22 protein-coding genes are annotated in these 26,174 nt (G+C 61.9%); 9 read left to right on the top strand and 13 right to left on the bottom strand.

Features of this window, described 5'->3' with window-relative positions; genetic code table 11:
• Nucleotides 1–92: 92 nt before the first annotated feature.
• The 9 genes from RTI28_RS19650 to rpmH all read right to left on the bottom strand — a co-directional run bounded on the left by RTI28_RS19650 (nt 93) and on the right by rpmH (nt 8,759).
• A complete protein-coding gene (locus tag RTI28_RS19650; protein ID WP_316921991.1) occupies nt 93–965 on the bottom strand; it encodes a ParB/RepB/Spo0J family partition protein in 873 nt (290 codons plus the stop codon).
• A 9-nt stretch (nt 966–974) separates the two neighbouring features.
• Complete coding sequence (locus tag RTI28_RS19645; RefSeq protein WP_042121653.1) at nt 975–1,766, bottom strand: ParA family protein; 792 nt, start codon at nt 1,764–1,766, stop codon at nt 975–977.
• 18 nt (nt 1,767–1,784) lie between these two features.
• Complete coding sequence (gene rsmG / locus RTI28_RS19640; RefSeq protein WP_316921990.1) at nt 1,785–2,429, bottom strand: 16S rRNA (guanine(527)-N(7))-methyltransferase RsmG; 645 nt, start codon at nt 2,427–2,429, stop codon at nt 1,785–1,787.
• Nucleotides 2,426–4,318, bottom strand: a complete 1,893-nt coding sequence (gene mnmG / locus RTI28_RS19635) for a tRNA uridine-5-carboxymethylaminomethyl(34) synthesis enzyme MnmG (protein WP_316921989.1) — start codon at nt 4,316–4,318, stop codon at nt 2,426–2,428. The genes rsmG and mnmG overlap by 4 nt, the downstream gene beginning before the upstream one ends.
• Nucleotides 4,319–4,838: 520 nt before the next feature.
• Complete coding sequence (gene mnmE, locus RTI28_RS19630; RefSeq protein ID WP_316921988.1) at nt 4,839–6,209, bottom strand: tRNA uridine-5-carboxymethylaminomethyl(34) synthesis GTPase MnmE; 1,371 nt, start codon at nt 6,207–6,209, stop codon at nt 4,839–4,841.
• A gap of 83 nt (nt 6,210–6,292) precedes the next feature.
• Nucleotides 6,293–7,966 carry a membrane protein insertase YidC gene (yidC, locus tag RTI28_RS19625; protein ID WP_316921987.1) on the bottom strand — a complete coding sequence of 558 codons (1,674 nt, stop codon included), beginning with the start codon at nt 7,964–7,966 and terminating at the stop codon, nt 6,293–6,295.
• Nucleotides 7,967–7,968: 2 nt separating this feature from the next.
• Nucleotides 7,969–8,214 (bottom strand): membrane protein insertion efficiency factor YidD, encoded by a 246-nt coding sequence (gene yidD, locus RTI28_RS19620; protein WP_084702516.1) that lies wholly within the window; start codon nt 8,212–8,214, stop codon nt 7,969–7,971.
• Entirely contained in the window at nt 8,207–8,611 is a 405-nt protein-coding gene (rnpA, locus tag RTI28_RS19615) for a ribonuclease P protein component (RefSeq protein WP_167335838.1), read from the bottom strand. Before rnpA ends, yidD begins: the two co-directional genes overlap by 8 nt.
• Before the next feature lie 13 nt (nt 8,612–8,624).
• Entirely contained in the window at nt 8,625–8,759 is a 135-nt protein-coding gene (rpmH, locus tag RTI28_RS19610; RefSeq protein WP_002551315.1) for a 50S ribosomal protein L34, read from the bottom strand.
• A 601-nt stretch (nt 8,760–9,360) separates the two neighbouring features.
• Between rpmH and dnaA the strand changes: the two genes are divergently transcribed.
• From dnaA to gyrB, 4 genes are read left to right on the top strand one after another with little or no spacing between them, the layout of a single operon-like run.
• Complete coding sequence (gene dnaA, locus RTI28_RS19605; protein WP_316921986.1) at nt 9,361–10,905, top strand: chromosomal replication initiator protein DnaA; 1,545 nt, start codon at nt 9,361–9,363, stop codon at nt 10,903–10,905.
• Nucleotides 10,906–10,940: 35 nt separating this feature from the next.
• Nucleotides 10,941–12,044, top strand: a complete 1,104-nt coding sequence (gene dnaN, locus RTI28_RS19600; protein ID WP_316921985.1) for a DNA polymerase III subunit beta — start codon at nt 10,941–10,943, stop codon at nt 12,042–12,044.
• Between the two features lie 19 nt (nt 12,045–12,063).
• Complete coding sequence (recF, locus tag RTI28_RS19595; protein WP_042121662.1) at nt 12,064–13,167, top strand: DNA replication/repair protein RecF; 1,104 nt, start codon at nt 12,064–12,066, stop codon at nt 13,165–13,167.
• Between the two features lie 4 nt (nt 13,168–13,171).
• Nucleotides 13,172–15,589: a DNA topoisomerase (ATP-hydrolyzing) subunit B gene (gene gyrB / locus RTI28_RS19590; protein ID WP_316921984.1), complete on the top strand. Its 2,418-nt coding sequence runs from the start codon at nt 13,172–13,174 to the stop codon at nt 15,587–15,589.
• A 68-nt stretch (nt 15,590–15,657) separates the two neighbouring features.
• Here the strand turns inward: gyrB and RTI28_RS19585 are convergent, their stop codons facing one another.
• Nucleotides 15,658–16,968, bottom strand: coding sequence for a sigma-54 interaction domain-containing protein (locus RTI28_RS19585; RefSeq protein ID WP_316921983.1), 1,311 nt, complete (start codon nt 16,966–16,968; stop codon nt 15,658–15,660).
• Nucleotides 16,969–17,211: 243 nt separating this feature from the next.
• Here RTI28_RS19585 and RTI28_RS19580 point away from each other — a divergent pair, with 243 nt between their 5' ends.
• Genes RTI28_RS19580 through RTI28_RS19570 form a run of 3 tightly spaced genes read left to right on the top strand, consistent with a single transcriptional unit; the run spans nt 17,212 to nt 20,236 of the window.
• Nucleotides 17,212–18,096: an MBL fold metallo-hydrolase gene (locus RTI28_RS19580; RefSeq protein ID WP_316921982.1), complete on the top strand. Its 885-nt coding sequence runs from the start codon at nt 17,212–17,214 to the stop codon at nt 18,094–18,096.
• 41 nt (nt 18,097–18,137) lie between these two features.
• Complete coding sequence (locus RTI28_RS19575; protein ID WP_316921981.1) at nt 18,138–19,418, top strand: FAD/NAD(P)-binding oxidoreductase; 1,281 nt, start codon at nt 18,138–18,140, stop codon at nt 19,416–19,418.
• Entirely contained in the window at nt 19,415–20,236 is an 822-nt protein-coding gene (locus RTI28_RS19570) for a sulfite exporter TauE/SafE family protein (protein WP_316921980.1), read from the top strand. Before RTI28_RS19575 ends, RTI28_RS19570 begins: the two co-directional genes overlap by 4 nt.
• On the opposite strand, the gene RTI28_RS19565 is transcribed toward RTI28_RS19570, so the two are convergent.
• Entirely contained in the window at nt 20,222–21,109 is an 888-nt protein-coding gene (locus RTI28_RS19565) for a LysR family transcriptional regulator (protein WP_316921979.1), read from the bottom strand. The two genes, RTI28_RS19570 and RTI28_RS19565, sit on opposite strands and share 15 nt — an antisense overlap.
• 139 nt (nt 21,110–21,248) lie before the next feature.
• Here RTI28_RS19565 and RTI28_RS19560 point away from each other — a divergent pair, with 139 nt between their 5' ends.
• The gene (locus RTI28_RS19560; protein ID WP_316921978.1) at nt 21,249–22,898 is read left to right on the top strand and encodes a GMC family oxidoreductase; all 1,650 of its coding nucleotides are present in this window, start codon (nt 21,249–21,251) and stop codon (nt 22,896–22,898) included.
• Between the two features lie 106 nt (nt 22,899–23,004).
• Nucleotides 23,005–24,627: an MFS transporter gene (locus RTI28_RS19555; RefSeq protein WP_316921977.1), complete on the top strand. Its 1,623-nt coding sequence runs from the start codon at nt 23,005–23,007 to the stop codon at nt 24,625–24,627.
• Between the two features lie 174 nt (nt 24,628–24,801).
• Here RTI28_RS19555 and RTI28_RS19550 read toward each other — a convergent pair whose 3' ends face one another.
• Nucleotides 24,802–25,575 carry a lysophospholipid acyltransferase family protein gene (locus RTI28_RS19550; protein ID WP_316921976.1) on the bottom strand — a complete coding sequence of 258 codons (774 nt, stop codon included), beginning with the start codon at nt 25,573–25,575 and terminating at the stop codon, nt 24,802–24,804.
• A gap of 64 nt (nt 25,576–25,639) precedes the next feature.
• Nucleotides 25,640–26,173 (bottom strand): D-glycero-beta-D-manno-heptose 1,7-bisphosphate 7-phosphatase, encoded by a 534-nt coding sequence (gene gmhB, locus RTI28_RS19545; RefSeq protein WP_316921975.1) that lies wholly within the window; start codon nt 26,171–26,173, stop codon nt 25,640–25,642.
• Nucleotide 26,174 lies beyond the last annotated feature (1 nt).

Raw genomic sequence — 26,174 nt, 5'->3', positions numbered from 1 at the left:
CCGACAAAATGCGCGCAGAGTATAGGGGCGGTTTAACCCCTATTCAACTGCCGGGTAGTGATTTCCGACTACACGCTACAAAGGGAATTGTTTCAGCGGATGTGGGCAAGTACGCCCTGCAACTCATCTAACGAGTTGTAACGAATAACCAGTTGACCCTTGCCCTTGTTGCCATGGCGAATCTGCACGGAAGACCCCAAACGCTCTGCCAAACGCTGTTCCAGACGGGTAATGTCCGGATCCGGTTTGACCGCTTCGACAGGTTCCGGCTTGCCATTGAGCCACTGGCGAACCAGTGCTTCAGTCTGGCGCACGGTCAAACCGCGTGCGACAACATGTCGCGCCCCGTCCACCTGCTGTTCTTCAGGCAATCCGAGCAGTGCCCGGGCATGTCCCATCTCCAGATCACCATGGGAGAGCATGGTCTTGATCACGTCCGGCAAGGAAATCAGGCGCAGCAGGTTGGCCACGGTGACCCGCGACTTGCCCACCGCATCGGCGACCTGTTGCTGGGTCAGCTGGAACTCGGTCTGCAGGCGCTGCAGGGCGATGGCTTCCTCGACCGGATTGAGGTCCTCGCGCTGGATGTTCTCGATCAGTGCCATGGCAATGGCGGCTTCGTCGGGTACATCGCGGACCATCGCCGGGATGGTGTCCAGGCCGGCCTGCTGGCTGGCGCGCCAGCGACGTTCGCCAGCGATGATTTCGTAGCGGTCCCCCTGAATCGGGCGCACCACGATGGGTTGCATGACGCCCTGGCCCTTGATCGATTGCGCCAGCTCTTCCAGCGCCTGCGGGTCCATGTCCCGGCGAGGCTGATATTTGCCACGCTGGATCAGGTCCAGGGGCAGGTGTTGCAGTTCTTTCTTGTCGACCTTTACAGCCTGCTCTTCGAGCGCGCTGACGGTCGGACCACTCAACAGTGCATCCAACCCACGTCCGAGACCCCGTTTCTTGACGGCCATGCGGATTCCTTAAGTTGTCTGTGCAGTGCGAGTTTGACGGCGCTGACGGCGATGCAGTTCGCCAGCCAGGGCCAGATAGGCCAGGGCGCCGCGTGATTGCTTGTCATAGGCCAGTGCCGGCATGCCGAAACTCGGAGCCTCGGCCAGACGGATGTTGCGCGGGATCACGGTGTCGTAGAGCTGCTCGCCGAAGTGTTCCTTGAGCTGCACCGAAACATCGTTGTTCAGGCTCAGGCGCGGGTCGTACATGGTCCGCAGCAGGCCCTCGATCTTCAGCTCCGGATTCAACCGGGCGGCGATCCGCTTGATGTTATCCACAAGGTCGCTGAGACCTTCCAGTGCGTAGTACTCGCACTGCATCGGAATGATCACGCCATCGGAGGCGACCAGCGCATTGAGCGTCAGCATCGACAGCGAGGGCGGGCAATCGATGAGGATGTAGTCGTAATTCTCGCGGATTGGCGCCAGCGCGTTGCGCAGGCGACTTTCCTTCATCTGCATTTCCAGCAGGACCACCTCGGCGGCGGTCAGGTCGCGGTTGGCCGGCAGCAGTTGATAACCGCCGTGCTCGGAAAAATGCATGGCCTGGGCCAGATCGCACTCGCCGATCAGCAAGTCGTAGACCGAGTGTTCCAGGACATGTTTATCCACACCACTGCCCATGGTGGCGTTGCCCTGTGGATCGAGGTCGATCAACAGCACGCGGCGCTTGGTCGCAACCAGCGACGCCGCGAGATTGATACAGGTGGTGGTTTTACCCACACCCCCCTTCTGGTTCGCGATCGCGAATACCTTAGCCATTCTTGCTTGTGTTCCCAGTCATGCCGTGCGGCGCAGTATCAGCAGATGGCGCTGGCCTTGGCAACCGGGTACGGTCAAGGCCTGCTCGCTATCCACTTTGAAATCCGCCGGCAATGCTACCAGCTCATCGGCCGGATGCAGTCCTTTCATTGCCAGCCACTGTGTCTGGGAGTCCCCCAGGTGCCGCGTCCAGTTGGTGAAGTTCTCCATGCTGCTGAAGGCACGGGAAATGATTCCGGTAAACGGCTGCGCCGGCTGGAACTCTTCCACCCGCTTGTGGATAACCGTCAGGTTGTCCAGTTTCAGCTCCAGTTTCACCTGGGTCAGAAAACGGGTTTTCTTGCCGTTGCTGTCGAGCACCGTGACCTGCTTGTCCGGATGCAGGATAGACAATGGAATCCCGGGCATGCCACCACCGCTGCCGACATCGAGCCAGCGCGGGCCGTGGATGAATGCCATCACGCTCAGGCTGTCCAGCAGGTGGCGCGACACCATCTCGTCCGGATCGCGCACCGCGGTGAGGTTGTAGGCCTTGTTCCACTTGATCAGCAGGGCCAGGTAAGCCAGCAGTTGTTCCTGTTGTGCGCCCGTCAGTTCGAGACCGAGCTGGCGCGCGCCTGTGGACAACTCTTCGGCATGTTTTGCGGTGACCAGTGAACTCAAGCGCTTTGCTCCAGACCGCGGCCAGCGCCGCGTTTCTTCAGATGAATCAGCAACAGGGAGATCGCCGCCGGGGTCACACCGGGAATACGCGACGCCTGGCCCAGGGTCTCGGGCCGGGTCTGGCCGAGCTTGCCCTGGATTTCCTTGGATAGACCGGAGATCGAAGCGTAGTCGATGTCTTCCGGCAGGCGGGTATCTTCGCTGGCGCGCAGGCGAGCGATTTCTTCCTGTTGCCGGTCGATGTAACCGGCGTATTTGGTCTTGATCTCGACCTGCTCGGCGACCTGGTCGCTGGCATCGCTGCCGCCGGTCACTTCCACCAGCCCGGCGTAGTCGATTTCCGGCCGGCTCAGCAGGTTGAGCAAGTTGTATTCATGGGCCAGCGGGGTGCCGAAACGCTCGGCGATGGCGCTGCCCTGCTCGGTACCCGGGCGCACCCAGGTGGATTTCAGGCGCTGTTCCTCGCGTTCGATGCCCTCGCGCTTGGCGCTGAAAGCAGCCCAGCGCGCGTCATCCACCAGACCCAGTTCGCGGCCTTTCTCGGTCAGGCGCAGGTCGGCGTTGTCCTCGCGCAGGATCAGCCGGTATTCGGCGCGCGAGGTGAACATGCGGTACGGCTCCTGGGTGCCGAGGGTGATCAGGTCGTCGACCAGCACACCGATGTACGCCTCGTCGCGCCGCGGGCACCAGCTTTCACGGCCCTGCGCGCGCAGTGCGGCGTTGGTCCCGGCGAGCAGGCCTTGCGCGCCGGCTTCTTCGTAACCGGTGGTGCCGTTGATCTGGCCAGCGAAGAACAGGCCGCCGATCACTTTGGTTTCCAGGCTGTATTTCAGGTCGCGCGGATCGAAGTAGTCGTACTCGATGGCATAGCCGGGGCGCACGATGTGGGCGTTTTCCATGCCGCGGATCGAACGGACGATCTGCAACTGCACATCGAACGGTAGGGATGTGGATATCCCGTTCGGATACAGCTCATGGGTGGTCAGGCCTTCCGGCTCGATGAACACCTGATGGCTTTCCTTGTCGGCGAAGCGATGGATCTTGTCCTCGATCGACGGGCAATAACGCGGACCGATGCCCTCGATCACCCCGGAATACATCGGCGAGCGATCCAGGTTGGACGCGATGATCTCGTGGGTCCGAGCGTTGGTGTGGGTAATCCAGCAACTGACCTGGCGCGGGTGCATTTCCTTCGTGCCCATGAACGACATCACCGGGATCGGCGTATCGCCTGGCTGTTCGGACATCACCGAGAAATCCACGGAGCGTCCGTCGATACGCGGTGGCGTACCGGTTTTCAGGCGACCGACGCGCAGCGGCAGCTCACGCAGACGATGCGCCAGGGCGATCGCGGGTGGATCGCCGGCGCGGCCACCGGAGTAGTTCTGCAGACCGATGTGGATAAGTCCGCCGAGGAAGGTGCCGGTGGTCAGTACCACGGAATCGGCGAAGAAACGCAGACCCATCTGGGTCACCACGCCGCGGACCTGATCCTGTTCGACGATCAGGTCATCGCAGGACTGCTGGAATATCCACAGGTTGGGCTGGTTCTCCAGGATCTCGCGAACCACCGCCTTGTAGATGGCGCGGTCGGCCTGCGCACGGGTAGCGCGTACCGCCGGGCCTTTGCGGTTGTTCAGAACGCGGAACTGGATACCGCTCTTGTCGGTGGCCAGTGCCATCGCACCGCCCAGTGCATCGATTTCCTTGACCAGGTGGCTCTTGCCGATGCCACCGATGGCCGGGTTGCAGCTCATGTGCCCGAGGGTTTCCACGTTATGGGTCAACAGCAGGGTTTTCACGCCCATGCGTGCTGATGCAAGCGCAGCCTCGGTACCGGCATGGCCGCCGCCGATGACGATCACTTCAAAACGGGAAGGGAAATCCACCACGCACCTCGTGCCTGTTTCGGGAATAAAAAAGGGATAGCTGCCAAGTATAGGGACTTCCCCCCTCCTAAAGGAACCTTTTGCACAAAATTTAACCAGCCTGTGGATGAATGGCCGGCAATAGAAATAACGAAAGGAAGATTTATAAAAGCTTTGTTTTTATGTTTATTCTTAGTCTCCCGACCTTCTGTGGATAAGGTTATACAGCCCTTGTTTTACGCTGTGTACAGAGATTCATAACCCTGTTACTCACTGGCCATGAGGGGTCTGGATAAGCGCCTTAAGCCTGTGGATTAAAATACTGTTTACCCACAGGCGGATTTATCTCCAGTCTCGAAGGGTAGTTATCAACGGAGCTGAAGGCGGGTTTTCCACAGGGCTTATTTCACCGATCCGTGGACAAGCGGACAGGCGCAAGCCCCGGACCCAAGCCGGAGGTTTCGCGTGTGGAAAAGGGAGATTTGCTGCGGGATGTGACAACCGAGCCTGTCAGATCAGGCCCGGCTGTGGATAAGAACGCTTACTTGCCGATGCAGAAGCTGGAGAAGATGCGACCCAGGAGGTCGTCGGAACTGAACGCGCCGGTGATTTCACCCAGGGCCTGCTGCGCCTGACGCAGATCCTCGGCCAGCAGCTCGCCAGCGCCGGCCAGGGTCAGCTGTTCACGGCCGTGCTCCAGGCTGGCGCTGGCCTGACGCAAGGCTTCCAGGTGACGCCGACGGGCGCTGAAGCCGCTTTCCGCGGTCTGTTCGTAACCCATGCAGGCCTTCAGGTGCTCGCGTAGCAGGTTCAGGCCCATGTCGGGAGCCTTGGCGCTGAGGGTGATGGTGACATGGCCATCCTCGCTTTCCTCCATGGCGATGGACTCACCGGTGAGGTCGGCCTTGTTGCGAATCAGGGTGACCTTGTCCGGTCGCGGGCGCTGGTCGAGGAATTCCGGCCACAGGGCGAACGGGTCGGCGGCTTCCGGCGCGGTGGCATCCACCACCAGCAGGACCCGGTCCGCCTCGCCGATCGCCTTCAGCGCGCGTTCCACACCGATCTTTTCCACATGGTCGTCGGTGTCGCGCAGTCCGGCGGTATCCACAACGTGCAGGGGCATGCCGTCGATGTGGATATGTTCACGCAGGATGTCCCGGGTGGTGCCGGCGATATCGGTGACGATCGCCGCCTCGCGTCCGGCAAGCATGTTCAGCAGGCTCGATTTGCCGGCGTTCGGCCGGCCAGCGATGACCACCGTCATGCCATCGCGCAACAGCGCCCCCTGCCCGGCCTCGCGCATTACCGAGGCGAGGTCGGCACGCACGGCATCGAGCATGCCCAGCACATGGCCATCGGCGAGAAAATCGATTTCCTCCTCGGGAAAGTCGATCGCCGCTTCCACGTAGATGCGCAGGCTGATCAGGCGCTCGGTGAGGTTATCCACACGCCGGGAAAACTCGCCCTGCAGCGAGCGCAGGGCATTGCGCGCCGCCTGTGCGGAACTCGCTTCGATCAGGTCGGCGATGGCCTCGGCCTGGGCCAGGTCGAGTTTGTCGTTGAGGAAGGCGCGTTCGCTGAATTCGCCCGGGCGAGCCAGGCGGCAACCGAGTTGTACACAGCGTTGCAGCAGCATGTCCAGGACCACCGGACCACCATGGCCCTGCAGTTCCAGGACGTCTTCGCCGGTGAACGAATTCGGTCCGGGGAAAAACAGCGCGATCCCTTCGTCGAGGACCAGGCCGTCCTCACTGCGGAAAGGGCCGTAGTGGGCATGCCGTGGAGTCAGGCTGCGGCCGGTGATGGCCTGCCCGGCCTGGCTTGCCAGCGGCCCGGAGATACGCACAATGCCCACCCCGCCTCGACCCTGGGCGGTGGCGATGGCGGTGATGGTTTCGCGGCGGGAATTCATGTCGATGGCCTCGGAACAAAAACGTCAGATAGCAAAACGCCCCACGAATGGGGCGTTTATCCACAGATTAGCTGGCTAATCCGTCAGGCTGCGGCCTTCTTGGTCGCGGCCTCGATCTTGCGGGTGATGTACCACTGCTGCGCGATGGACAGGCAGTTGTTCACAACCCAGTACAGCACCAGACCGGCCGGGAACCACAGGAAGAAGAAGGTGAAGATGATCGGCATCAGCTTCATCACCTTGGCCTGCATCGGATCCGGCGGCGTCGGGTTCAGCTGCTGCTGGATGAACATGGTCGCGCCCATGATGATCGGCAGGATGAAGAACGGATCCTTGATCGACAGGTCGGTGATCCAGAACATCCACGGCGCCTGGCGCATTTCCACGCTTTCCAGGAGTACCCAGTACAGCGACAGGAAGACCGGCATCTGCACCAGGATCGGCAGGCAGCCGCCCAGCGGGTTGATCTTCTCTTTCTTGTACAGCTCCATCATCGCCTGGGACATCTTCTGGCGATCGTCACCGAACTGCTCTTTCAGCTGGGCCAGGCGCGGCGCCACGGCACGCATGCGCGCCATCGACTTGTAGCTGGCGGCGGACAGCGGGAAGAACAGGCCCTTGATCAGCATGGTCAGGACGATGATCGACCAGCCCCAGTTACCGAGCAGGTTGTGGATATGTTGCAGCAGCCAGAAGATCGGCTGGGCGATGAACCACAGGAAGCCGTAATCGACGGTCAGTTCCAGGCCTGGGGACAACTCTTTCAGGTGGCTCTGGATCTTCGGACCGGCATACAGGGTGCTGCTGATCTCGCCCTGGGCACCGGCGGCAACGTTGGTTGCCGGGCCGATGAAGCGAATCACGTAGTTGCCCTGAGCATCCTTGAGGGTGGTGACCTGGTTGTTACCGGATTTTTCAGGAATCCACGCAGTCACGAAGTAGTGCTGCAGCCAGGCGACCCAGCCGCCGCTCACGGTTTCGTTCACCTGACCCTTGTCCATGTCCTTCATGGACACTTTCTTGTAGGGCTCGGAACTTGTCCACAGGGCGGCACCCAGGTAGGTGGCGGTACCGGTGGCGGTCGACGAGGACGGATCGGAGCTGGCATCACGCTTCAACTGGCCGTACATGTTGCCGGACCACGGCTGACCGCTCTGGTTGTCGATCAGGTAGCTGACCTTCAGGTCGTACTCGCCACGCTTCAGGGTGAAGCGCTTGATGTAGTTGACGCCGTCCTGGCTGAACTTCAGGTCGACGACCAGTTGGTCCTGGCCATCGGCCAGTTGATAACTCTTCTGCTCGGCGGAATACAGTGGACGACCGCTGGAACGGTCGATGCCATTGCTGCCGATCAGGCCGCTCTGGGCCAGGTAGACACGTTCGTTGCCGTTGTCGAACAGCTGGAACGGAATGTCCGGATGATCCTGGCGGCGCGGGTACTTCGGCAGGGTCAGCTGGACGATGTCACCGCCGGTTGGGTCGATAGCCAGATCGAGCACATCGCTCTTGACCCTGATCAGATCCTTGCTGACTGCGACAGGTGCCGGTGCCACTGGCTGGCCTTCGGCATTGACGGTCGGGACGTCCGCATTGGTGTTGCCGGCGGTCGGGCTGTCCGGGAGGGACGGCGCGATAGTGCTGGAGGCAGCATTCTGAGTCGGCAAGGCAGCCTGGCCGTAGTCCTGGTTCCACTTGAGGACCATGACATAGGACACGATTGCCAGGGCGGCGATCAGGATCGTGCGTTTAATATCCATGATTACTCGGCTATCGAAGAAGTACGGGAAGATGGAACTGGCGGAACCGGATCAAAGCCGCCTGCGTTCCAGGGATGACAACGACCCAGGCGACGAACGGTCAGCCACCCGCCACGCAGAAGCCCATGTCTTTCGATGGCTTCGTACGCATAGCAGGAGCAACTTGGGTAGAAACGGCAATGACTGGCCATCAAAGGGCTGATGGCGTAACGGTAAAACTGGATCGGAACGAGTGCCAGTTTACGCATCTGGACGGTCCACCCCTACAGATTCGGTCTTGACCTCTGGAGAGGGCCGACTACGAGCGAGGCGCTTCCAGAGCTTGCCAAAATGTTGGTGCAATTCCGGGTTTTCTACATCGCCAAGGCCTTTGCGCGCGACGATGACTATGTCCCAGCCAGCCAGCAGTTCCTGGTGGCGACGAAACGAATCGCGCATCAAACGCTTAAGACGATTGCGCTGAACGGAAAGCTTGACTGCCTTCTTGCCGATCACCAGGCCCAGGCGGGGATGATCGAGGCCGTTCTCGCGGGCAAGGAGCAAGAGACTCTTGCCGGGCACCTTGCCTGATGGAGAGTCAAAGACCGCTTTGAAGTGTCGGGGTGTCAGCAGACGTTTTTCCCGACTGAAGTCCTGACTCACCACCTGTGCCGAAAAATCAAACTGCCAGGCGCTTACGGCCTTTGGCACGACGGCGGGACAGTACGGCACGGCCGTTCTTGGTGGCCATACGAGCACGGAAACCGTGAGTGCGAGCGCGCTTGATGGTGCTTGGTTGGAAAGTACGTTTCATGGCGTGTTACCTGGTTCGTGACAACGGGCCGGAATGGCCCCCGTTTTAAGAGACCGGCGATTCTAGAGAAAGCAAGTCCATAGGTCAATTTCCAACCAGCTTTTCCTTATGCAGATCGACAGGTAGCGGGACCACCTCCTATAGGTAGCCCGGATGGATCGATCAGGGTCATCGCGGTTAAACATAGAAAAAAAGAGGAAAGGTATTTAAAGCTTTTCTGAAGAACTTATGAATCTTAGCTTTCGATTTTCTGTGGATAAAGCTCTACAGGCCACGTTGTACGTGATGTACAGAGATCTGAAACCCTGTCGGGAAACGGTGCTCTGCTTGTGCCGGGCCTTCGGAAAAGCAGTGGATAAAATGGCAGGTTATCAACAGGCGAGTTTTCCACAGGGCTGAGCCCTGGGTTGTGCATAGCGCTCATGCCTGGTTATCCACAGAGCTTATTCACACCGGGTGAAGTGTGTTTTGGTCAGTAAATGACTGATTTATCGCCTCTCTTGGGCCTCCTGCGTGTGGATAAGTGTGCGGGTGCCCGGTACAATGGCGGCTTGTTTTTGCCTCACCGGCCCTTACCGGCTTTCAAATTCAGGGGATATCCGTGTCAGTGGAACTTTGGCAGCAGTGCGTGGAGCTTCTGCGCGACGAACTGCCTACCCAGCAATTCAATACCTGGATCCGTCCGCTACAAGTCGAAGCCGAAGGCGACGAGTTGCGCGTCTACGCGCCCAACCGCTTCGTGCTCGACTGGGTCAATGAAAAGTACCTGGGCCGCTTGCTCGAACTGCTCGGCGAACATGGCAACGGTTCGGTTCCCGCGCTTTCCTTATTAATAGGCAGCCGCCGCAGCTCGGCGCCACGTGCGGCACCGAATGCACCGCTGGCTGCCGCCGTGGCCGCATCCCAGGCTCAGGCTGCCGCCCAGGCCGCTCAAGTCCAGGCGCCCGCACCGAGTGAACCGGTCAACAGCGCACCGGCCGTCGCGGTCGTTGAAGCGCAAGTGGAAGAGGCCCCTTCTCGGGAAAGCTTCGATGCCATGGGCGGGGATGCGCCAGCCAGCACGCCCGTTGCCGGCAATGGCCGTACCGAACAACGCACCGTGCAGGTAGAAGGTGCGCTCAAGCACACCAGCTATCTGAACCGCACCTTCACCTTCGAGAATTTCGTCGAAGGTAAATCCAACCAGCTGGCCCGCGCTGCGGCGTGGCAGGTGGCGGACAATCCGAAGCACGGCTACAACCCGCTGTTCCTTTATGGCGGTGTCGGCCTGGGTAAGACGCACTTGATGCACGCTGTGGGTAACCACCTGCTCAAGAAGAACCCGAATGCCAAGGTGGTCTATCTGCACTCCGAGCGTTTCGTCGCCGACATGGTCAAGGCGTTGCAGCTCAATGCGATCAACGAGTTCAAGCGCTTCTACCGTTCGGTCGACGCGCTGCTGATCGACGACATCCAGTTCTTCGCCCGCAAGGAACGTTCGCAGGAAGAGTTTTTCCACACCTTCAACGCCCTGCTCGAGGGCGGCCAGCAGGTGATTCTCACCAGCGACCGCTATCCGAAGGAAATCGAAGGTCTGGAAGAACGCCTGAAATCCCGCTTCGGCTGGGGCCTGACTGTTGCAGTCGAGCCGCCCGAGCTGGAAACCCGCGTGGCGATCCTGATGAAAAAGGCCGACCAGGCCAAGGTCGAGCTGCCGCATGACGCCGCGTTCTTCATTGCCCAGCGCATTCGTTCCAACGTTCGCGAGCTGGAAGGCGCGCTCAAGCGGGTGATCGCTCACTCGCACTTCATGGGCCGCGATATCACCATCGAGCTGATTCGCGAGTCGTTGAAGGACCTGCTGGCGCTGCAGGACAAGCTGGTCAGTGTGGATAACATCCAGCGCACCGTCGCCGAGTACTACAAGATCAAGATTTCCGATCTGCTGTCCAAGCGTCGTTCGCGTTCGGTGGCCCGCCCCCGTCAGGTTGCCATGGCCCTGTCCAAGGAACTGACCAATCACAGTCTGCCGGAAATCGGCGACGTATTTGGCGGCCGTGACCACACCACCGTGTTGCACGCCTGCCGCAAGATCAACGAACTCAAGGAATCCGACGCGGATATCCGCGAGGATTACAAGAACCTGCTGCGGACCCTGACGACCTGATGTCAGCGCAGCTCTTCAAGGCAAGGGACTAGACCATGCATTTCACCATTCAACGCGAAGCCCTGTTGAAACCCCTGCAACTGGTCGCAGGCGTCGTCGAGCGTCGTCAGACCTTGCCGGTGTTGTCCAACGTACTCCTGGTGGTCCAGGGTCAGCAGTTGTCGCTGACCGGTACCGACCTGGAAGTGGAACTGGTTGGTCGCGTCCAGCTGGAAGAACCGGCAGAGCCGGGCGAAATCACGGTGCCAGCGCGCAAGCTGATGGACATCTGCAAGAGCCTGCCAAACGACGCGCTGATCGATATCAAGGTCGATGAGCAGAAGCTGCTGGTCAAGGCCGGTCGCAGTCGTTTCACCCTGTCGACCCTGCCGGCCAACGACTTCCCGACCGTGGAAGAAGGCCCGGGCTCGCTGACCTGCACACTGGAGCAGAGCCGTCTGCGTCGCCTGATCGAACGCACCAGCTTCGCCATGGCTCAGCAGGACGTGCGCTACTACCTCAACGGCATGCTGCTGGAAGTCTCCACGGGCACTCTGCGCGCCGTGGCCACTGACGGTCACCGTCTGGCTATGTGCTCGATGAGCGCCGATATCGGCCAGGCCGACCGTCACCAGGTCATCGTGCCGCGCAAGGGTATTCTCGAGTTGGCCCGCCTGCTCACCGAGCCGGACGGCACGGTCAGTATCGTTCTGGGTCAGCACCATATCCGTGCGACCACTGGTGAGTTCACCTTCACTTCGAAACTGGTGGACGGCAAGTTCCCTGACTACGAGCGCGTACTGCCGAAGGGCGGTGACAAGCTGGTACTGGGCGATCGCCAGGCATTGCGTGAAGCGTTCAGCCGTACCGCGATCCTGTCCAACGAGAAGTATCGCGGCATCCGTCTGCAACTGGCCGCGGGTCAGTTGAAGATCCAGGCCAACAACCCTGAGCAGGAAGAGGCTGAAGAGGAAATCAGCGTCGATTACAACGGTGCTTCATTGGAAATCGGCTTCAACGTCAGCTATCTGCTCGACGTACTGGGCGTCATGACCACTGAGCAGGTTCGTCTGATCCTGTCCGACTCCAACAGCAGTGCACTGCTGCAGGAAGCCGGCAACGACGATTCCTCCTACGTTGTCATGCCAATGCGTCTGTAACCTTTCCAGACAAATCTAGATGTCCCTCAGCCGTGTCTCTGTCACCGCGGTGCGTAACCTGCACCCGGTGACCTTCTCCCCTTCCCCGCGAATCAACATCCTCTATGGCGCCAACGGCAGTGGCAAAACCAGCGTGCTGGAAGCCATTCATCTGCTCGGGCTGGCGCGGTCTTTCCGCAGCACTCGCTTGAATCCGGTGATTCAGTACGAGCAACCCACCTGTACCGTGTTCGGTCAGGTGGCGCTGGGTGACGGTGCGTCGAGCAACTTGGGAGTTTCTCGCGAAAGGCAGGGAGATTTCACCATTCGTATCGACGGGCAGAATGCCCGCGGTACTGCGCAATTGGCGGAAATTCTGCCGTTGCAACTCATCAATCCGGACAGCTTTCGCCTGCTGGAAGGGGCGCCGAAGATTCGTCGACAGTTCCTCGATTGGGGTGTGTTCCACGTGGAACCACGTTTCATGGGGACCTGGCAACGGCTGCAGAAGGCGCTGCGGCAGCGAAACTCATGGCTGCGGCATGGTACACTTGACGCTATTTCGCAAGCGGCCTGGGACCGGGAATTGTGCCTGGCCAGCGCTGAAATCGACGAATATCGCCGTAACTACATCAAAGCGTTGAAGCCTGTCTTCGAGCAGATTCTCAGTGAATTGCTGGAGCTCGAAGGGCTGACCCTCAGCTACTACCGAGGGTGGGACAAGGACCGGGAGCTGAACGATGTGCTCGCGGCCTCTCTTCAACGAGACCAGCAGATGGGACATACCCAGGCTGGTCCGCAGCGTGCGGATTTGCGCCTCCGATTGGGTGCCAACAATGCCGCGGACATCTTGTCCCGTGGCCAGCAGAAGCTGGTGGTCTGCGCACTGCGTATCGCCCAAGGACACCTGGTCAGCCAGGCGCGCCGCGGTCAGTGTATTTACCTGGTGGATGACTTGCCGTCCGAGCTGGACGAGCAGCACCGTCGCGCATTATGCCGCTTGCTGGAAGACTTACGCTGCCAGGTTTTCATCACCTGTGTAGATCACGAATTACTGAGGGAAGGCTGGCAGACGGATACGCCAGTTGCTCTGTTCCACGTGGAACAGGGCCGTATCACCCAGACCCACGACCATCGGGAGTGAAGGCATGAGCGAAAATCAAACGTACGACTCCTCCAGCATCAAGGTGCTGAAAGGGCTGGATGCCGTGCGCAAACGTCCCGGTATGTACATTGGCGACACCGATGATGGTAGCGGCCTGCACCACATGGTGTTCGAGGTGGTCGACAACTCGATCGACGAAGCCCTCGCTGGCCACTGCGACGACATCACCGTAATCATTCACCCTGACGAATCCATCACCGTGCGCGACAACGGTCGCGGCATTCCGGTCGATGTGCATAAAGAGGAAGGGGTTTCCGCGGCAGAGGTCATCATGACCGTTCTCCACGCCGGCGGTAAGTTCGATGACAACTCCTACAAGGTATCCGGCGGTCTGCACGGTGTAGGTGTCTCGGTAGTGAACGCACTGTCCGAAGAACTGACCCTGACCGTCCGCCGCAGCGGCAAGATCTGGGAACAGGTCTACGTCCACGGTGTTCCACAAGCGCCGATGAAGATCGTTGGCGAAAGCGAAACCACCGGTACCCAGATCCACTTCAAGCCTTCGGCTGAAACCTTCAAGAACATCCACTTCAGCTGGGACATCCTGGCCAAGCGGATTCGTGAGCTGTCGTTCCTCAACTCCGGCGTCGGCATCATGCTGAAGGACGAGCGTAGCGGCAAAGACGAGCACTTCTGCTACGAAGGTGGTCTGCGTGCTTTCGTTGAATACCTGAACACCAACAAGACTGCGGTCAACCAGGTGTTCCACTTCAGCGTCCAGCGTGACGATGGTGTGGGCGTCGAAATTGCCCTGCAGTGGAACGACAGCTTCAACGAAAACCTGCTGTGCTTCACCAACAACATTCCGCAGCGTGATGGCGGTACTCACCTGGTGGGCTTCCGTTCCGCGCTGACCCGTAACCTGAACAACTACATCGAGCAGGAAGGTCTGGCCAAGAAGAACAAGGTCGCGACCACCGGTGACGACGCCCGTGAAGGTCTGACCGCGATCATCTCGGTCAAGGTACCGGATCCGAAGTTCAGCTCGCAGACCAAGGACAAGCTGGTTTCGTCCGAAGTGAAGACTGCGGTCGAACAGGAGATGGGCAAGTACTTCTCCGACTTCCTCCTGGAAAACCCGAACGAAGCCAAGGCCGTTGTCGGCAAGATGATCGACGCTGCCCGTGCCCGTGAAGCGGCCCGTAAAGCGCGGGAAATGACTCGCCGTAAAGGCGCGCTGGATATCGCCGGCCTGCCGGGCAAACTGGCGGACTGCCAGGAGAAGGACCCTGCCCTTTCCGAACTGTACCTGGTGGAGGGTGACTCCGCGGGTGGCTCGGCCAAGCAAGGTCGTAACCGCAAGACCCAGGCGATCCTGCCGCTGAAGGGCAAGATCCTCAACGTCGAGAAAGCCCGTTTCGACAAGATGATCTCGTCGCAGGAAGTCGGCACCCTGATCACCGCCCTCGGCTGCGGTATCGGTCGCGAAGAGTATAACATCGAGAAGCTGCGCTATCACAACATCATCATCATGACCGATGCTGACGTCGACGGTTCGCACATCCGTACCCTGCTGCTGACCTTCTTCTTCCGCCAGTTGCCCGAGCTGATCGAGCGCGGCTACATCTACATCGCCCAGCCGCCGCTGTACAAGGTGAAGAAGGGCAAGCAGGAGCAGTACATCAAGGACGACGAGGCCATGGAAGAGTACATGACCCAGTCGGCCCTCGAAGACGCCGCCCTGTACCTGAGCGAGTCGGCTCCGGCAATTTCCGGCCCTGCGCTGGAAAGCCTGGTCAACGAGTTCCGCTCGGTGATGAAGACCCTCAAGCGTCTGTCGCGCCTGTACCCACTGGAGCTGACCGAGCACTTCCTGTATCTGCCAGCGGTATCCCTCGAGCAGCTTTCCGATCACGGCAAGATGCAAGAGTGGCTGAACCAGTTCCAGGAACGCCTGAGCGTCAGCGAGAAGTCCGGCCTGCTGTACAAGGCCAGCCTGCGTGAAGATCGCGAGCGCAACGTCTGGCTGCCAGAAGTGGAAATCACCTCCCATGGCCTGGCCAGCTACGTCACCTTCAACCGTGACTTCTTCGGTAGCAACGACTACCGCACCGTGACCGCTCTCGGCGCGCAACTCGGCTCGCTACTGGAAGACGGCGCCTATGTTCAGCGTGGTGAGCGCAAGAAAGCCATCAGCGAGTTCAAGGAAGGTCTTGAGTGGCTGATGACCGAAAGCACCAAGCGCCACACCATCCAGCGCTATAAAGGTCTCGGCGAGATGAACCCGGACCAGCTGTGGGAAACCACCATGGACCCGACCGTGCGTCGCATGCTCAAGGTGACCATCGAAGACGCGATCGCCGCCGATCAGATCTTCAACACCCTGATGGGCGACGCGGTGGAACCTCGCCGCGAGTTCATCGAAAGCAACGCGCTGTCGGTCGCCAACCTGGACTTCTGATCCCGCTGCAAAAAAAGAACCCCAGCCTTGTGCTGGGGTTTTTTATTGCCGATGTTCCACGTGGAACGCTAAAGACCAAGCGCTCGCAACCGCCGATAAAGTGTTCTCTCACTCAGACCAAGATGCTTGGCCAGCTCGCTGCGAGGACCTTCGAATCGCTCCAGCGCGTGCGCCAGTCGCGCACGTTCATCCTGTCCGCCGCGTCGCTGTGGAACAGACGCGCCCTCCCCGGCAATTTCCCTTGGCAGATGCTCCGCCCGAATGATCCCGTCATCGGCAAACAACCGCGCCCGTTCCAGGATATTGCGCAGCTCGCGGATATTGCCCGGGAAGCTGTAGTTGCGCAGCAGGTTCAACGCCTGCTTGTCGATCTGCGCAGCGCCCGCGCCAGCGATACGCTGCAGCAGGGTTTCGATCAACAGCGGCAGATCCTCGACCCGCTCCCGCAGTGAAGGAAGGCGTATGGGAAAGCCGCTGATCCGGTAGTACAGGTCTTCGCGGAAATCACCTGCGACAGCCATTTCGCGAAGTGGCTTGTGGGTCGCGCAGACCAGGCGGAAATCGGAGTGGACCGTCCGCAGACTTCCCACCGGACGAAAACTCCCCGACTCGATCAAGCGCAACAACTTGACCTGCATCGCCAGCGGCACTTCGCCGATCTCATCGAGGAACAAGGTGCCGCCATGCGCCGCCTCGGCCAGTCCGGTCTTGCGCTGCAGCGCACCGGTGAAGGCGCCCTTCTCATAGCCGAACAACTCGCTCTCGAACAGCGACTCGGTCAGGCCGGTGCAGTCCACCACCACCAACGGACCCTCGGCGCGCGGACTGCCCAGGTGCAACGCGCGGGCGAACAGCTCCTTGCCGGTACCCGACTCGCCTTGCAGCAACACGGGAATCTGCGCGGGTGCTGCTCGATGCAATCCTTCCAGCGCGGTCTTGAAGGCGACGGAGCGACCGACCAGGCCATTCTGTTGTGGCTGCGCGGAAGCCATGGTGATCCGGTTCAGCCGTTCGACAAAGGCGACGACCAAGCCGTGCTCATCGAGGATGGGCCGCAGCTCCACATCCACATGTTCCGGACCGCGGGGCGTGTGATGCACATGCAGCATCCGCTCGGCGGCCCGACTCTCCCGCGCCTTGCGCATCGGACAGACTTCGCCGGCCTGATCGCAGGGCACGGCGTAGTGGTGGGACACGCGATGGCATTTGCCGCCAATCGGCGGTCGGCCGTCCACGCCGAACTGGCGTTGGTAGGCGGCGTTGGCGGCGAGGATGTTGTAGTCGGTATCGAGCACGATCGAAGGCTGCGGATCGTGTTCGAGATAGGACACCAGCGCCTGGATGGCGGGGTGGGAAATAGCGGATGGCGACGTGGGCATGATTACACCTGGCAAGGCTCGGCGTGAGCTTAACCGATGACCCGGGCACTGCCAAAGACTGCCAAAGTCTGCCACCGACCTGCCATCCGCCACGGCAGTCGTTGTCGGCCAGATGGACCAGACTCAATGAAACCGGGTGTGTTCAGCAAAACATGCAGTGGCATGCATCTTGAAAACACCCCCGCAACGATTGATTGGCGAGCCTGCGTGCTGGGCGCCAGCCTGACCCCCGGAGAATGGGCAATGATCATTGGCGGCAACCTCTATGTGGAAGCACTGTTCGACAGCGCGACCTGGACCATCAGCTACCTGGTGATGGACAACGAAACCCGACACTGCGCCCTGATCGACAGTGTCCTCGGCTACGATGCCAAATCCGGTCGCACCGACACCGGCAGCGCCGACCGCCTGATCGCCCGGGTGCGCGAACTGGGCGCCAGCGTGCAATGGATTCTGGAAACCCATGTGCATGCCGATCACCTGTCCGCGGCGGCGTATCTGAAGCAGGCCCTGGGCGGCCAGCTGGCGATCGGCAGCCACATCACCCAGGTGCAGGAAACCTTCGGCAACCTGTTCAACGCTGGTCCCGGTTTTGCCCGCGACGGCAGTCAGTTCGATGTGCTGCTGGAGGATGAAAGCGCCTTTGCCATCGGCAACCTCCGCGCCCGCGCCTGGCACACGCCCGGCCATACCCCGGCATGCATGACCTACCTGGTCGAGCACGGTGGCGAGACCGTTGCCTTCGTCGGCGACACCCTGTTCATGCCCGACTACGGTACGGCCCGTTGCGACTTCCCCGGCGCCGATGCGCGGACCCTGTTCCGCTCCATCCGGCGCATCCTCGCCCTGCCCGCCGAGACCTGCCTGTTCATGTGCCACGACTACCTGCCTGGCGGTCGCGAACTGCGCTACATGACCCGTGTGAAAGAGCAGCGCGCCAGCAACATCCATATCCATGAAGGCATCGACGAGGATGCCTTCGTCGCCATGCGCCAGGCCCGCGACGCCGCCCTGGACATGCCGCTGCTGATGCTGCCGTCGGTACAGGTCAACATGCGCTGCGGCCAGTTTCCCGAGCCCGAGGACAACGGCGTGAGCTACCTGAAGATTCCCCTCAACGCCCTCTGAATTGCTGCCGTCGCCAAATCATTATTAGAAAGGATGTACCCATGCCTGCCGCACCCTCCCCTGCCACCCGCCGCGAGGCGGATCATCATGCCGTGCTCATCGTTGGCGCCGGCGCCGCCGGGATCGCGGTCGCGTCCAGCCTGCTGGCGCGCGACCGCTCACTGGACATCGCCCTGCTCGATCCCGCCGATGTGCACTACTACCAACCCGGCTGGACCATGGTCGGCGGTGGCATCTTCAAGGCGGCCAGCACGGCCCGCACCATGGCGTCGACCATTCCCGCCGGGGTGCGCTGGATCAAGGCGGCGGTGAGCGGTTTCGAGCCCGAGGGGCGTCGGGTGATGCTCGCTGACGGCCGCGTGGTGAGTTATCGACAGCTGATCGTCTGCCCCGGCCTCACGCTCGACTGGAAAGCGATCGAAGGCCTGGAAGAAACCCTTGGCCGCAACGGCGTGACCTCCAACTATCGCTACGACCTGGCGCCCTATACCTGGGAGCTGGTGCAGAACCTGCGCGACGGCCGCGCCCTGTTCACCCAGCCGCCGATGCCGATCAAGTGCGCCGGTGCGCCGCAGAAGGCGATGTACCTGTCCTGCGATCACTGGCTGCGCAACGACCGTATCGGCCCGGTTCGCGCACAGTTCTTCAATGCCGGTGCCGTGCTGTTCGGGGTCGCTGACTACGTGCCGGCGCTGATGGAGTACGTCGACCGCTATGCCATCGAGCTCAACTACGCCCACCGCCTGGTCGCTGTCGATGGTCCTAACCAGCGCGCCACCTTCGTCCGCACCCTGGCCGATGGTACGACGCAAAGCGTGGTGCAGCCGTTCGACATGCTGCATGTGGTGCCACCGCAGATTGCCCCCGAGGTGATTCGCAACAGCCCGCTGGCCGATTCCGCGGGCTGGCTGGATGTCGATCCAGTGACCCTGCGTCACCGCGTCTTCGCCGATATCCACGGCCTGGGCGATGTGATCAACACCAGCAACGCCAAGACCGCCGCCGCCGCGCGCAAGCAGGCGCCCGTGGTGGCGAACAACGTGCTCGTCGCCCTCGGCCTGCAGTCGACAGTGATGGCCTACGACGGCTACGGTTCCTGCCCGCTGACGGTGGCCCGCGGCAAGATCGTCCTTGCCGAGTTCACCTATGGGGGCAAGCTGGCACCCAGTTTCCCTCGCTGGCTGCTGGATGGTCGCAAGGCCACCCGCCTGGCCTGGTGGCTGAAGGCGCGGGTGCTGCCGCCGTTGTACTGGCGCGGCATGCTCAAGGGCCGCGAGTGGATGGCCCGGCCGACCCGCACGGTGCAAGAGGCGCGCTCGTGATGGAACACGATCTGCTGGGTGGCGGCCTGGGAGCCATCGTCGGCCTGATCCTCGCCCTGACCGGTGCAGGCGGCGGAATCCTCGCGGTCCCGCTGCTGGTGTTTGGTCTTGGGCTGAGCATGGTCGAGGCGGCGCCGATCGGTCTGCTCGCGGTCGGGCTGGCCGCTGCCGTCGGGGCGATCCTGGGCTGGCGCCAGGGGCTGGTGCGCTACCGGGCCGCCTTCTTCATTGCCGCGCTGGGCGTCGCCACGGCGCCTGCGGGCCTGTGGTTGGCACACCGGTTGCCCAATGCACCGCTGGCCCTGGGCTTCTGCCTGATGCTGGTATACGCCTGCTCGCGCATGTTCCTCAAGGCACGCCGCGAACTCAATGGCCTCGCGCCCTGCGCCAACCGCCAGATACAGCCTTGCGTGCTGAACCCGCTGCAGGGGCGTCTGCGCTGGACTCTGCCCTGCGCTCGCGCCCTGGCGTTCACCGGCATGCTCAGCGGGCTGTTGTCCGGTTTGCTGGGGGTGGGCGGTGGCTTCGTCATCATTCCCGCCTTGGGGCGCTACACCAACCTGGACATGAAGAGCATGGTGGCGACGTCGTTGGCGGTGATCGCCCTGGTCGCGACCGGCAGTGTGCTCACCGCCAGCCTCAGTGGCGTGATGCACTGGGCGGTCGGCGCGCCCTTCGCCGTGGGCGCGCTGGTCGGTCTGCTGGGCGGACGCCAGGTCGCCCGGCACCTGGCCGGACCGCGTCTGCAGCAGGCCTTTGCCGTGGTCGGGATCGGCGCGGCACTGCTGCTGGCGGCCAACACCCTACTCGGCCAGTAGCTCGGACTGCTCTTCCGCGCACAGCGCCAGCAGGTAGTCCCAGACGACCCGCAGGCGCACCGACTTGTGCAGCTCGCGGCGGGTGCTGATCCAGTAGCTGCGCTGGATGGTTTCGCTGGGCAGGATGCGCACCAGTTGCGGATCGTGGCGGGCCATGTAGTTGGGCAGCACGGCGATGCCCAGGCCGGCGCGCGCGGCATGCTGCTGGGCGATCACGCTGGTGCTGCGAAACACCACGTTCGGTGCCCGGCAGAAGCTGTGCAGGAACAGCAGCTCCTGGCTGAACAGCAGGTCGTCGACATAGCCGATCCAGCTGTGCCGGGCGAGGTCCTCGCGGCTGTTCAAGGCCGGAGCCCGGGCCAGGTAGTCGCGGCTGGCGTAGAGCGCCAGGCGGTAGTCGGTGAGCTTGCGGGTGATCAGCAGATCGGCGTGGGGCCGCTCCAGATGAATGCTGATTTCCGCCTCGCGGTTGATGATGCTGACGAAGCGCGGCACCGCCACCAGCTCCACCTCCAGCCCTGGATACCGCTCGAACAGCCCGCTCATGCGCGGAGTGAAGAAGACGATACCGATGCCTTCGGTGACCCCCAGGCGGATCTTGCCCAGTGGCGTGATGGCCTGGGTGATTTCCTCCTGCGCCAGCAAGGCGACGTTTTCCATCGCTTCCGCGTGCTTGAGCAAGGCCTGCCCGGACGGCGTCAGCTCATAGCCCTGGGCATGCTGGATGAACAGCGCGGTGCCCAGGCTGTGCTCGATGTTCTCGATGTGCCGGGCCACGGTGCTGTGGGTGGTATTGAGGCGCTTGGCGGCGGTGAGCAGGCGCCCGCTGCGCTGGAGTTCGAGAAAAAATCGCAGATCATTCCAGTCGAACATGGCTGTTCCCGTTAATCACTGAGCGTGCTGGCGTTGCGTTAAAACGCACAGCGGTTGAGTGAAATCTCTCGTTTTCATCTCGAAAGTAATCAACAACACTGAAGGAAGACAAGAATAAAAATCAGGCGCGAGGTGTGAAATGCCATCAGCCGATCTGTCCTACGACTACGTCATCGTCGGTGCCGGGCCCGCCGGTTGCCTGTTGGCCAACCGCCTGTCCGCCGACCCGTCCTGCCGCGTCGCCCTGCTCGAAGCTGGTGGCCGCGACAACTACCCCTGGATTCACATCCCGGTGGGCTACCTCTACTGCATTGGCAACCCGCGCACCGACTGGTGCTTCAAGACCGAGAACCAGCCTGGCCTGAACGGCCGCAGCCTGGGTTATCCACGGGGCAAGGTGCTCGGTGGCTGCTCGTCGATCAACGGCATGATCTACATGCGTGGCCAGTCCGGCGACTACGACCGCTGGGCCGACCAGGGCAACCTGGGCTGGGCGTGGAAGGACGTGCTGCCGTTGTTCAAGGCCAGTGAACGGCACTTCGCCGGCAGCGCGGAATTCCACGGCGGCGAGGGTGAATGGCGGGTCGAACAGCAGCGCTATTCCTGGGCGATCCTCGATGCCTTCCGCGAAGCGGCGGCGCAGCAGGGCATCGCCAGCGTCGACGACTTCAACGGTGGCGACAACCAGGGCTGTGGCTACTTCCAGGTCAACCAGAAAGCCGGGGTACGCTGGAACGCATCCAAGGCCTTTCTGCGGCCGATCGCCAAGCGTCCCAACCTCGATGTGCTGACCGGTGTCGACGTCGACCGCGTGGTGCTGGAGAACGGTCGCGCGGTGGCCGTGCGAGGACGCTGGCAAGGCCAGTGGCAGGCGTTCACGGCACGCCGGGAGATTCTCCTGTGTGCCGGCTCCATCGGCTCGCCGGGGATCCTGCAGCGTTCCGGTATCGGCCCGCGGCCTTTACTGGAGCGCCTGGGCATCGGCGTGCAGCACGAATTGCCCGGGGTCGGTGGCAACCTGCAGGACCACCTGCAATTGCGCCTGATCTACCAGGTGGACAACGTGCGCACCCTCAACCAGGTCGCCAACAGCCTGTTCGGCAAGATGGGCATGGGCCTGCGCTACCTCTACGACCGCAGCGGGCCGCTGGCCATGGCGCCGAGCCAGTTGGGCGCCTTCGTGCGCTCTGGCCCGGAATACGCCTCGGCGAACCTGCAATACCATGTGCAGCCGCTGTCCCTGGACCGCTTCGGCGAGCCGCTGCACCGCTTCGCCGCGTTTACCGCGTCGGTGTGCAACCTGCGTCCGGCCAGCCGCGGGCGTGTGGATATCCGCTCGGCCGACCCGTCCGTGGCGCCGCTGATCGACCCCAACTACCTCAGCGAAGCAGAAGACCTCAAGGTCGCCGCCCAGGCCATCCGCATCACCCGCGGCATCGTCGGCTCCCCTGCCCTCGCGCCCTTCTCGCCACGGGAATACCTGCCCGGCGCGGCGCTGAGCACGGAAGAAGAATTGCACAAGGCGGCCGGCCAGATCGGTACCACCATCTTCCACCCGGTGGGCACCTGCCGCATGGGCAGCGGTGCGCTGGATGTGGTGGATGCGCAGCTGCGCGTGCACGGCATTCCCGGCCTGCGGGTCGCGGATGCCTCGATCATGCCGAACATAGTGTCCGGCAATACCTGTTCCCCCACCTTGATGATCGCGGAAAAGGCCGCGCAGCTCATCCGCCAGGGCCATGAGGCCGCCGGCAATCGCAGTGACCGAGCAACGATAACGTCGCCCTGAATCCGGGGCGGCGCGCAGCAGTGACACCGGCAGCAGTCGACCGGTGTCGACAGTGGACAACAACAATAATCACTGTGCCCCCACAAGGGGCCGAGAGGACAGCACGATGTCGGACACCCTCCAGCAGCAGGGCGCGACCGCGACGGCAGGCAGCCGCCGCGAAGAGCGCAAGATCATCTTCGCGTCATCCCTCGGGACGGTTTTCGAGTGGTATGACTTTTTTCTCTACGGGGCCCTGGCCGCGGTCATCAGCAAGCAGTTCTTCGCCGGGGTCAACGACACCACGGCGTTCATCTTCGCGCTGATGGCGTTCGCCGCCGGCTTCCTCGTCCGTCCCTTCGGCGCCCTGGTGTTCGGTCGCCTGGGCGACATGATCGGGCGCAAGTACACCTTCCTGGTGACCATCATCCTCATGGGCCTGTCGACCTTCGCCGTCGGCCTGCTGCCGACCTACGCCAGCATCGGCATCGCCGCGCCGATCATCTTGGTGGTGCTGCGCATGCTCCAGGGCCTGGCCCTGGGCGGCGAGTACGGTGGCGCGGCGACCTACGTGGCGGAGCACGCGCCGCCCGGCAAGCGCGGCTTCCACACCGGCTTCATCCAGTCCACCGCGACCCTCGGCCTGTTGCTGTCGTTGCTGGTGGTGCTGGGCAGCCGCTATGTCAGTGGCGACCAGTTCGAAGTGTGGGGCTGGCGCCTGCCCTTCCTGCTGTCGATCGTGCTGCTGGGGATCTCCACCTGGATCCGCATGAGCATGCACGAGTCGCCGGCCTTCGTGAAAATGAAGGCCCAGGGCAAGGTCAGCAAGTCGCCGATCCGCGAGTCCTTCACCTCCTGGCCGAACCTCAAGGTGGTGCTCACCGCGCTGTTCAGCATCAACGCCGGGCAGGCGGTGACCTTCTACACCGCACAGTTCTACGTGCTGTTCTTCATGACCCAGATGCTCAAGATGGACCCGGCCCAGGCCAATGCCCTGCTGATCATCAGCGTGGTGATCGGCGCACCGTTCTTCGTCTTCTTCGGCTGGCTGTCGGACCGGGTCGGGCGCAAGCCGATCCTCATGCTCGGCCTGCTCCTGGCCACCGTGCTGTACTTCCCGCTGTTCAAGGCCCTGAGCTATTACGCCAACCCGCAGATCGACGCCGCCAGCCGCCAGGCGCCGATCGTGGTGATGGCCGACCCGGCCGGCTGCACCTTCCAGTTCGACCCTGTGGGCAAAGCCCGCTTCGACAGCCCGTGCGACAAGGTCAAGACCTTCCTGGTCAAGCAGGGCCTGCCGTACAGCTCGCAAGCGCTGGCGGCCGGCAGCGCGGTCACCGTGACCATCGGCGAGCAGCGCATCGACGGGTTCGACGAAGCGGCCATGCGCGCCGCCATCGAGAAAGCCGGCTACCCGGCCAAGGCGGACGCCGCCAGCGTCAACCAGCCGATGGTGGTGCTGTTGATCGTGGTGATGATCCTGATCGCCACCATGACCTACGGTCCGCTGGCCGCGGTGATGGTCGAACTGTTCCCGACCCGCATCCGCTATACCTCGATGTCGCTGCCCTATCACATCGGCAACGGCTGGTTCGGTGGCTTCCTGCCCACGGTGTCGTTCGCCCTGGTGGTGTACACCGGCGATATCTTCTACGGGCTCTGGTACCCGGTACTGATCACCGGGGTCAGCCTGGTGGTCGGGCTGTTCTGCCTGAAGGAAACCCGTGATGTGGATATCGACAAGATCTGAAGATATTTCAGGCACAAAAAAACCGGCGTAAAAGCCGGTTTTTTTATTCCGCGGAAAAACTTATGCACGATTTACAGAAAGTCTTCATACAAGGAAATATGTAGAAGTATTAATAACTTAGCGCGTTTTTTCGTAAGTGATCCAAATATTGTCAACACGTTATCCACAGATCGCTCAGGCGACCGACGAGGTTTCGCTGGAGGCCGGTTGCGCCGGCAGCGAACCCATGTCGCGCTGGGTCTGTTCGTTCCACGCGGCGGCGCGGTCGTTGAGCTCGGCGGTCGCCCGCGGACCGTTGCCTTCGGCCCACATCGGTGCGCCAATCACCACCTCGATGGTGCCGGCGCGCTTGCCCCAGCCTTCCTTCGGCCAGTACTTGCCGGCGTTGTGGGCAATCGGCAGGACCGGCAGGTTGGCGTTCACCGCCAGGGCCGCGCCGCTGCGCGAGAACTTGCCGATCTGGCCGAAGGGCACGCGGGTGCCTTCCGGGAAGATCAGCACCCAGGTGTTTTCCTTGAGCAGCTTGTCGCCCTTGCTGGCAACCTGCTTGAGGGCGAGCTTGGGATTGTCGCGGTCGATGGCGATGGGCCGCAGCATGGCCATCGCCCAGCCGAAGAACGGCACGTACAGCAGTTCGCGCTTGAGCACCTGGCTCAAGGGCTGGAAATAGGCGGAGAGGAAGAAGGTCTCCCAGGTGCTCTGGTGATTGGAGACGATCACGCAGGGGCGTTCGGGGATGTGCTCGGCGCCGGTCACCTTGACCTTGATGCCGAGGAACAGGCGGACCAGCACCAGTGCGAAACGGCACCAGTACACATTGATGAAGCGATAACGGATACGGAAAGGCAGGAAAGGCGCGACAAAGAAGCTCAGCGAGCACCAGAGCAGCGCACTGGTCCCCAGCAGCACATAGAAAAGCGCGATTCTGATCGCCTGCAGGATCGACATAGCGGCTTGTACCGTTGCGGGGAGCTCCCGCCTTAGCAAGAACGCGCCCGCGAGGGCAGGCGCGCTATTTGTGGATAAGTTCTCTGGCGATGGCGGCCAGGTCGTCGAAAATCAGTGTACCCGCCGGTACACCTTTGGCGAGGGTCTTTTCACCCTTGCCGGTACGCACCAGGACCGGTTGTGCATCGACGGCCCGCGCGGCCTCCAGGTCACCCGAACTGTCGCCGACGAACCACACGCCGTGCAGTGACGCATCGTAGTGCCCGGCGATCTGCCGCAGCATTCCGGGCTTGGGTTTGCGGCAATCGCAGCCATCGTCCGGTCCGTGCGGACAATGGACGATCAGGCCGACTTCGCCACCCAGGCCGCCCACCAGCTCGCGCAGACGGGCGTGCATGGCGTCCAGGGTCGCCAGCGGGTAGTAGCCGCGCGCGATGCCGGACTGGTTGGTGGCGACCGCCACCGTCCAGCCGGCCTGGCTCAACTGCGCGATGGCCTCGATCGAGCCGGGAATCGGAATCCACTCTTCCAGCGACTTGATGTAGGCGTCGGAGTCCTGGTTGATCACTCCGTCACGATCGAGAATCAGCAGTTTCAAG

Origin of the sequence: Pseudomonas sp. zfem002 (genome assembly GCF_032621685.1) — a bacterium.
Classification (GTDB): Bacteria; Pseudomonadota; Gammaproteobacteria; order Pseudomonadales; family Pseudomonadaceae; genus Aquipseudomonas; species Aquipseudomonas japonica.
This window is presented reverse-complemented; position numbering and strand designations above follow the sequence as displayed.